Source organism: Nostoc sp. UHCC 0251 (assembly GCF_034932245.1).
GTDB lineage: Bacteria > Cyanobacteriota > Cyanobacteriia > Cyanobacteriales > Nostocaceae > Nostoc.
Genome location: NZ_JAYGHD010000435.1, coordinates 1 through 8,357, shown reverse-complemented (window position 1 = coordinate 8,357; position 8,357 = coordinate 1). Strand labels below are relative to the sequence as shown.

General features: G+C 41.5%; 9 protein-coding genes. 3 read left to right on the top strand and 6 right to left on the bottom strand.

What is annotated here, in order from left to right; genetic code table 11:
• Positions 1–111 precede the first annotated feature (111 nt).
• Positions 112–339 carry a hypothetical protein gene (locus tag VB740_RS34650; RefSeq protein ID WP_323204340.1) on the bottom strand — a complete coding sequence of 76 codons (228 nt, stop codon included), beginning with the start codon at positions 337–339 and terminating at the stop codon, positions 112–114.
• Positions 340–516: 177 nt separating this feature from the next.
• On the opposite strand from VB740_RS34650, the gene VB740_RS34645 reads away from it, so the two are divergent.
• The 3 genes from VB740_RS34645 to VB740_RS34635 all read left to right on the top strand — a co-directional run bounded on the left by VB740_RS34645 (position 517) and on the right by VB740_RS34635 (position 2,636).
• Positions 517–954: a hypothetical protein gene (locus VB740_RS34645; protein ID WP_323204339.1), complete on the top strand. Its 438-nt coding sequence runs from the start codon at positions 517–519 to the stop codon at positions 952–954.
• 423 nt (positions 955–1,377) lie between these two features.
• Entirely contained in the window at positions 1,378–1,674 is a 297-nt protein-coding gene (locus tag VB740_RS34640) for a hypothetical protein (protein ID WP_323204338.1), read from the top strand.
• 95 nt (positions 1,675–1,769) lie between these two features.
• Entirely contained in the window at positions 1,770–2,636 is an 867-nt protein-coding gene (locus VB740_RS34635) for an Rpn family recombination-promoting nuclease/putative transposase (protein ID WP_323204341.1), read from the top strand.
• On the opposite strand, the gene VB740_RS34630 is transcribed toward VB740_RS34635, so the two are convergent.
• The 5 genes from VB740_RS34630 to VB740_RS34610 all read right to left on the bottom strand — a co-directional run.
• Positions 2,633–3,850: an ABC transporter permease gene (locus VB740_RS34630; RefSeq protein WP_323204337.1), complete on the bottom strand. Its 1,218-nt coding sequence runs from the start codon at positions 3,848–3,850 to the stop codon at positions 2,633–2,635. The two genes, VB740_RS34635 and VB740_RS34630, sit on opposite strands and share 4 nt — an antisense overlap.
• A 10-nt stretch (positions 3,851–3,860) precedes the next feature.
• Positions 3,861–5,327 carry an efflux RND transporter periplasmic adaptor subunit gene (locus tag VB740_RS34625; RefSeq protein ID WP_323204336.1) on the bottom strand — a complete coding sequence of 489 codons (1,467 nt, stop codon included), beginning with the start codon at positions 5,325–5,327 and terminating at the stop codon, positions 3,861–3,863.
• Between the two features lie 411 nt (positions 5,328–5,738).
• Positions 5,739–6,380: a Uma2 family endonuclease gene (locus VB740_RS34620; RefSeq protein ID WP_323204335.1), complete on the bottom strand. Its 642-nt coding sequence runs from the start codon at positions 6,378–6,380 to the stop codon at positions 5,739–5,741.
• A gap of 181 nt (positions 6,381–6,561) precedes the next feature.
• Positions 6,562–7,017, bottom strand: a complete 456-nt coding sequence (locus VB740_RS34615; protein ID WP_323204334.1) for a response regulator — start codon at positions 7,015–7,017, stop codon at positions 6,562–6,564.
• A gap of 441 nt (positions 7,018–7,458) precedes the next feature.
• Positions 7,459–8,357 (bottom strand): NACHT C-terminal helical domain 2-containing protein (locus VB740_RS34610; protein ID WP_416291221.1); only part of this gene is annotated, 899 nt, incomplete at its 5' end.

Below are 8,357 nucleotides of genomic sequence, written 5' to 3'. Positions count from 1 at the left end.
GCCCTCTCCAATCAACTGCACAAAGTTTTTTCTTTCTTTGTATGAAACCACCCTGACGCCGTAGCTTATAAAAGGGAGGGAATTAGATGTTCTAGTTTCCCCTTTCTAATGTTATTTTGGCGTTCGCATTTGTTGATTCGGCGTTCGCATTTGTTGATTTGGCGATCGCATTTGCTGATTCGGCGTTCGCATTTGTTGATTCGGCGTTCGCATTTGCTGATTCGGCGTTCGCATTTGTTGATTCAGCGTTCGCATTTGTTGATTTGGAGTTCGCATTTGCTGATTTGGCGTTCGCATTTGCTGATTTGGCGTTCGCATTTGCTGATTCGGCGATCGCATTTGCTAATTGCACTTATTCTCAAACAACAAATAGATATGAAAAATGAGTAAAAATACAGACAAACTCGTAATTATTTTGTTGAAGTTTTAATAAAACAAATCCATAAAAATACCCATCTCAGGCAAAAGGATACTCCACTATGTTGAAAAAGGAATTCTTAAAAAAAAGGATATCTCATGTCTTTAAGAACTCGTAGTTCTGCTGCTGTTGACAAAGCCCAACTTCGTCTCGCCTTGCTTAAATCCGTTGATGAAAATCTGGATTTAGGGCATGGATTAACCATTGAAGCCTACAACCACCTCATCAATACTACTCGTGCAACGTTAGAAGCTCATAACACCCTTGTATCCAATCTTGAAGAATCGCGTAAAACAATAACCCAGATGGATAAAGCCCTCTCCGAAATGTCTGAACGAATGCTAAGTGGAGTTGCAACTATCTACGGCAGAAACAGTATACAGTATTCCAAAGCTGGCGGCTCTAATGGAAAAAGAAATAAAAAATATAGTTCAAAAGTTGCTCCAGTTGTAGCGGTTCTTCCCACTCAACCGGCTCAAGCTGCAATTGCAAATGCGTCAACTAACGGTAACGGCACAACTCCTGTGCTGCAATAATCCACTTTTTGCATAAATCTAGTGCGGTGTCAAGCCTAAATTTGTACATTAAATGTAAGTTGGGTTGACATAAGGAAACCCAACATGGATCGTATTGTTGAGTTTCGCAAAGCCTTAACCCAACCTACTTTTAATCGATCTAAATTTTATAGTGGCGAGATTATGTTGTAGGTTAAATATCAACAATCAACTAATTAGATAAAAACATCTCACAATCACTTCCATAATTAGTTCATATATTTAGTTTTAACCCGTCCAAATTATATTTTTGGACGGGTTAATTTGTCATAAACATTTTTGCATTAGTAGTTGACTTGTATAAAATTATACTATATTATCAAAAGCATAAGAAAAGCGATCGCCCTCCGGGAAGAGTCCGCGATCGCTTTTCTTTAAACCCCCACTCAGGAGTCAACTACAATAATGACACAAGTACAAAAGTTCGTAGAAAATCAAAATTTCGCTGAAGCACAGTTGCAACAGTATTTGAGTAGCGAAGACTTCGATGCACTCATCTTCAAACAATCTGCTCAAATGCGATTTCCCAACAGAGAACCAATTAAACACTTATTGATTGGTTCTCCGAAAGCCGTCACTAGCACAATTCACTATTTACAGGTAATTGGCTATGCAAGTGTTGGAGACTGGAGTCAACTACTACCAACCGCTAACCCTGGCGAGGTAATGAGTATTTTAAGCCGTCAGATTTTAGTTTCATAAAAAACGGTGGAAAACTCCATTCACTTATGGGTGGAGTTTTTCATAATTCCATACTCAAATATGCAATTAGCCCACAACATATCAAATATACGCCCTTGGCCTACGATAACACCTGCAAATACCTTGCCGAAAACTACCCTGGTGACTTTGCCAGATGGTTACTTGATTCTGATACCTCAGATATCCAAGTCCTCAAAACCGAACTCAACCTCGAACCCATTCGCGCTGATTCGGTAACGTTCCTGCAAATCGCCAACCAAATCTTGCATTTAGAGTTTCAAACTACACCAAAATCCAAAACCCCACTTGATTTTCGGATGCTGGATTACTACACCAGATTAAAGCGAGAATACTGGTGTGATATTGAGCAGGTGTTGATTTTCTTACAACCCACCTCCTCAGAAATTGTTTTTAATACCCAGTATGTAGATAAAAAAACCAGACATGAGTATCGAGTGATTCGTTTATGGGAAGAAGATCCCACACCACTGTTAGCTAACCCTGCACTTTTACCACTGGCGACATTAGCCAGAACCGACTCACCCGCAGACTTATTAAGTCAAGTCGCTACTGCTGTCGATATGATTGAAGAAACAGACGAACGACAGAATATATCAGCTTGTGTACAGGTTTTAGCTGGTTTGCGGTTTGACAAAAGTTTGATTACACAGCTTTTCAGAGAGGAAATTATGCAAGAATCTGTGATTTACCAAGACATTCTGCAAAAGGGATTGCAACAGGGAGAAGAACGAGGAAAGAAACAGGAGGCGCTACAACTGATTTTGCGACAGTTAACACGTCGGTTTGCTGCAATTGAACCAGAGATAGAACAGCAGATTCGCACATTATCCATTACTCAACTAGAAGACTTAGCTGAAGCACTATTGGATTTCTCCAGTCAAAATGATTTAGTGAATTACTTAGCGAATGTCTCTCCATCTCAACCCAATATAGGAGATTAAGCACTTCTCAAAGCCACAATGGGGTCAAGTTTAGCAGCGCGACGTGCAGGAACAACGCCAAAAAATAAACCAATACCACCAGAGACACCAACTGCCATACTAATCGCTACAGGAGAAAGACTCGCTTCTAAAGGAGTCAAGGCTCCCACTAATAGGATGCCACTGATACCAACCGCAGTCCCTACTAAACCGCCAGCTGCGGAAACTATTACTGCCTCAATGATGAACTGTAGCAAAATATCTTGCTCAGTTGCCCCGATCGCTTTTCTCAATCCGATTTCTTGGGTGCGTTCGGTGACGGAAACAAGCATAATATTCATGATGCCAATGCCGCCGACAAACAGGGATATACCTGCGATCGCTGCTAGCATAATTGTCAATGCACCTGTGATTTGACTGACAGTTTGCAAAGCATCCTTTTGAGAGCGGATAGTAAAGTCATCTTCGCCATTAATTTTGTGCCGTAGACGCAACAAATTAGTAATTTGGAATTCTGCTGCATCCACGCTCTCTGAATCACGAGCTGCTGCAACGAGGTAATCTAAAGCAATACCATAGGGAGAATTCTTTCCCACAAGTCGGTTTGCTGAAGTTGTAATTGGTATTAGGGCAGCATCATCATAATCTGCTCCGACGCTGGAACCTTTGGCTATTAATGTCCCAATCACTTGAAAGCTGGTATTTCCAACTCGCAATTGTTGACCTACGGGGTTACTATTACCGAATAGTTTTTCTGCCAAGTCTCCACCTAGTACAACGACTTGGTTATTTCGCTTGATGTCTACATCGCTGAAAAACCTGCCTTTATCAGTTTCAAAATCCCGCACAGATAAGAAGCTGGGAGTTGTACCAATGATGTTGACATCGGTGTTTCTATTGCGGTATGTAACTACCTGTCTTCTGTTTAATTCTGGTGCAACTCCTACTACTGTTGGTACTTGAGAAGCGATCGCTTCGGCATCTTGCAACACTAATGTTTTTGGTACTTCAAAGGAGATACGCTGAGTTTCTCGATTTCCCGGCAATACAAATAGCACATTGGGTCCTAGTGACTCCAACTGTTTATTAACGTATTTTTGCCCACCTTCACCAATGCCAATCATGGCAATTACTGAAGCGTTACCAATAACTATACCCAGCATTGTCAGGGCGCTACGCAGTTTGTTTGACAGCAGGGTTTTCCCCGCCATTTCGACACTTTCTAAAAAATTCATGTCTTAATAATTACGAATTATTCTGTTCTTTTGCCTTTTCGATTTTGTAATCTTTGGGTGGGTTCACAAAAATGCGATCGCCTTCTTTAACTCCCTCTAGAATCTGAGTTTTATCTTGAATTTGCGCTCCAATTGTCACTTCGCGGAATTGGGGTTTGTTGTTTGCATCTGGTACAAGTACGCCAGTTCTACCTTTTTCGGTGACAATTGACACCGTTGGTAATACTAAGGCATTATTAACGCGATCGCCCAAGAAAGTCAGATCCACGTTTAAGCCAGAACGCAGTTTATCTGTGCCACTATCAAGAGCAACCCGCACCTGGAAGGATGTCACACCTTGTTCAATTACTGCTTCAGGAGCAATCAGGCGCACACGACCTTTAAAAACTTGATCTGGATAGGCATCAGCGACAATTTCCACCTGCTGTCCCTGTTTAATTCTGCCAATATCGGCTTCGGGAACTTGAGCTAATACTTCTAAACCCTTTGCTACAGCCACAATTGAACTAGAAGTTGCCGACGCGCTCGTAGAAGCAGAAGTTGTGGGTGTCACAAAAGCGCCTGGTTCGGCATACTTTTGCGTCACAATTCCCGAAAAAGGAGCGCGAATAATAGTCTCATCCAACTGCACTTGCACACCTTTCAATTGAGCTTCAGCTGCTGCAACTGCTGCTTGACGCTGGACAATTTCTTCAGAACGGGTGCCATCTTCTAACAGTAGCAATGCGGCTCGTGCTTCATTCACAGCTGCTTGGCGTTGGGCAATTTCCTCAGTCCTAGTGCCACTTTGAACTAACGACAATCGTTTTCTAGCTTCTTCTAAGCTAGCTCTAGCACTTTTGTCTTCGCTGATGGCTTGATCGAGTAATTGTTTTCTCTCTGCTCCCTCTTTATATAGGTATTGGTAACGCTTTACCTGTTCACTGGTGTAATTCACCCTTGCTTGAGCTGCATCCACCTGGGATTGAGCTTGAGCAATCTCTTGGGGACGATTACCAGCCTTAGCTTCGGTTAGTTGAGCTTGAGCTTGTGCTAATCGCGCCCTAGCTTGAGCAATTTCTTGAGGACGACTACCAGCAACGGCTTGGGCTAGTTGTGCTTGACTTTGGGCTAAGTTGGCACGGTACTGGCTTATTTGAGCCTCAATACTGGCACTATCCATGCGGGCGAGAATCTGCCCTTTTTGAATGCGATCGCCTTGTTCCACATATAATTGCGACAGCACTCCTGGGTTCTTCGGACTAATATTTACGCTCTGTACTGGCACGACTTTGCCACTAGCTGTAATCCGCAAAGTAACGTTTTGCGCTGCTACTGGCACAGTTAGTTCAGTAATATCTTCGTTTGCCCCTTGATTCACCAGGGTGTAGGTTGTGACTGTACCCACAACCAACGCACCTCCTGCTATCAGCCCCACCAGCCAGCGTAATGGATACTTAACTTTGCCAATAACAGGAATTTCTATGTTCGTAGCCATATTTAAAAGCCTATGAATCTTGCTTTACGGGAGTAGCTGTAGTTAGATGATGATGTCCGGCAAATTGACCCAAGTAAAAGTACCTCAAAGAGCAAGCGGGGAGCGTTGGGGGTGGAGTTTCGGGAAATTATGCTTAATTGAGCAGACATAAATATTTAAAGGGCAATTGCAGAAATAAGGAGTTGTTAAAATTTTTGTGTTAAATCTTTATAAATAAACAAATAACTAGACGCATAATTAGCTTCATAGTTGCTTAATCTTACTTCATAATAGGTATTTAATGTCTGTATGCCTTCACCTGAAAGGGTGATTTTAGCCACTATGGCACTGTGGGAAGCTTGTCTAAGTTAATACAACGGGTTTAAGCTTCTTGTCTGCCCCAAGTCTTGTTATTGAGGATAGTTCAAGTAATTATTGCTGAAATTGGGTTAACAACCAAGCGCCAACTTGACTTTGATTTATTTGACGAGTTCGGCGTAATGCATCGTTTAATAAAGAAATAGCTAATCCTGGTAATACCTGAGATTCCGTAATCCGCCTACTACCTTGGTTTTCAATAGCAAAAGCCATAACTTGGACATTCTGGACATTTAAAATCCAGTATTCTTTCACTTCTAAATCTTCGTATAAAAGTCGTTTTTCACCTTGATCGTCAGCAAGTGAGGTATTAGCTACTTCAATAACTAAATCTGGTGGTGGATAGATATCTAGATTAATGATATAAGTACCGTAGAGAATGACATCAGCATTCTCGCCAATATAATAAGACACATCAGGTTGAGCTTCCTTAAAGCCTGTTTTCCGATATGTACAATTATCCTTGGCATTTAGAGCAATGCCTTTAATGCTCGCAAACAAGTTAACAGCAAAGAGAATAATTGCATGGTCGCTGGCATGATCATTCCCGATTGCGTAGATTTCAATCCTCATCTGTCCATTGTGGTAGTAGCCCTTGGCTTTTTCGTAGTCAGGATTTTCAATTATTTGGATATATTCATCCCAAGTTGTTGTTATCCAGGTATCGGTTGCTAGTTGGGTTTGGAATTCGCTCATGATATTGCCAAAGAGGAACTTTAATAACGATCATACAAGTTCCATTTTTCAGCACTAAGCTGACAGTAAAGCTTTAACTGCATCCTTGCTAATAATTTTCGTGGTGTGTGTCATTTATAGCTATGCAGTCTAGAAATTTATTTCAGGGCAGTTAAACCACGCAGATACTTCAACTTAGCTATTAGTTTGCAACTAGTAACTCGGTGCAAAAATTGTCCGCTACTTTTTCCTTTACTTGATTCAGAACCACAGAAACAAATTTGTCAAGGTCAAATGGCTTAAGTAAATATTCTTCAAACTCTACATCTGGAATTTGGTCACAAGTACCTATGGTAGATGTTGAAGTGACAATGATTGGGATATGCTTACCATTGTCTGCCTCTATAGCACTCAATGTATTTAGTAATGTATAAATACTTTCACCTAAAAACCTAATTTCACAGACAATGATGTTGGGTGTGAACCAACTCAATATTTCCAAAGCTTCTTTTACTGAACTAGCAGTAATCACATTTGCGCTCAAGTCTTCGAGTAAAAATGCATACAAATCTCTACTATCGCGATCGTTGTCTACAATGAGTACTTGTACACCTTTGAGTATCCCACCTGCCAAGCAAAAGTCATTGATTAAATTCATAATAAGACCTACGATGAGGGCTTTAAGTGCAAAGTGATCTGAGAAATCGGTAGTCTTAAGGAAACGAGACAATCGGATAGGTCAAACAAAAGATAGCAGAGAACTATTTAAGGGTTAAAATTACTAGATTCTGCTCTTGTACTATGAGCGGGTATTGTTTGATTTACTAAATGAGTTGATTAACTACGACACAAAACGTAGGAAAACTTTTTAAATAAGGGACATCGAAAAATTAAATTACTCAATTCCTGCTGCCCTTGCTCACCAATAACTGAAAATAGCTGTAAAGGGTTAGGTGATTTCTCACAAAGAATATACTCAGGTTGACGAGTTTCGACTTACCTCAACTTTCTATCCCTTAGTTGGTTTCGACTTCTCTGCGAGACGCTCAACCAACGGCGGCGGTAGATTTATTAACGGAAATTGCCTTAATCAACAAAACTATTGCCATTCTCTGTCCTCAAGTTCCTTCTGAGGCAATAATAAGGTGGCTTCAATTTCCTGCCTGATAGCAGGGGTTACTTCACAATTGCTATGCAGGCAATCGAGTAGTAACTGATTAGCATCATAGTAGCGTTGTAGCATTTGCTGTTGTTCAGGGCTAAACTTCCATTGGTGGTTAATGTTGCGATAATTAACGATTGTTATCTTTAACTGTTCAGCCCAGGCTGCATAGTTCGTCTGCAACCATAGTTGAAACCGTTCTTGACCTTGACGAGAATTTGGAAATTGGTCAGAGAGTTGTTGCAGGGATTTATTTAGTCCAACATCCAAAACAATGCCCAAAATGATCGAGAGAGCATCTCCACAAGCGTGGACGTGGGCAAAGTCCTGGCTCTTATCAATTGCACACTCCACCAGCAGGTTATCTAACGCGGCATCCAGAAACATTCCTTGGTCGAGGCTGCTGGCTAGAGCAAAGTGAGGAGCTACGTGAGGAGTCCGACTCAAGGCAAGGTAAAATGCTCGAACTGTCGCATCTTTTGCTTGGGTGGGAATACTGCGAGATTTTTGGCTAGCCCATGCCAAAAACTCTTGTAAATAAGGGTCTTGGGCAACTAGTGCATCAATCTGTTGCTTCATCAACTGTACTAGAGAGTCTGCACTCCGAAGCATGGTAGCGGTTAACAAGAAGATTTCGCGCCAGTGCGGGTCGGTGATATGACTGACTAAACCTCCCAACGCTTGCTCAAATGCTTGTAAGTTATGGCTGGCAACGATTTTCCTCGCTGTGAAGTATTCTTGAAAAGCCAAATAGGAGAAGGAAAAAATTCCCCGTGCCCGTTCTGCTAGAGAGGCAGTCCAGTAAAAGTAGTTGACAAGATGCACAGTTTTTGCGG

Bases quoted from the DNA above. Each gene is read 5' to 3' on its own strand.
- VB740_RS34650 (WP_323204340.1), bottom strand. From the start codon at position 339: ATGCGATCGCCGAATCAGCAAATGCGAACGCCAAATCAGCAAATGCGA.
- VB740_RS34645 (WP_323204339.1), top strand. From the start codon at position 517: ATGTCTTTAAGAACTCGTAGTTCTGCTGCTGTTGACAAAGCCCAACTT.
- VB740_RS34640 (WP_323204338.1), top strand. From the start codon at position 1,378: ATGACACAAGTACAAAAGTTCGTAGAAAATCAAAATTTCGCTGAAGCA.
- VB740_RS34630 (WP_323204337.1), bottom strand. From the start codon at position 3,850: ATGAATTTTTTAGAAAGTGTCGAAATGGCGGGGAAAACCCTGCTGTCA.
- VB740_RS34625 (WP_323204336.1), bottom strand. From the start codon at position 5,327: ATGGCTACGAACATAGAAATTCCTGTTATTGGCAAAGTTAAGTATCCA.
- VB740_RS34620 (WP_323204335.1), bottom strand. From the start codon at position 6,380: ATGAGCGAATTCCAAACCCAACTAGCAACCGATACCTGGATAACAACA.
- VB740_RS34615 (WP_323204334.1), bottom strand. From the start codon at position 7,017: ATGAATTTAATCAATGACTTTTGCTTGGCAGGTGGGATACTCAAAGGT.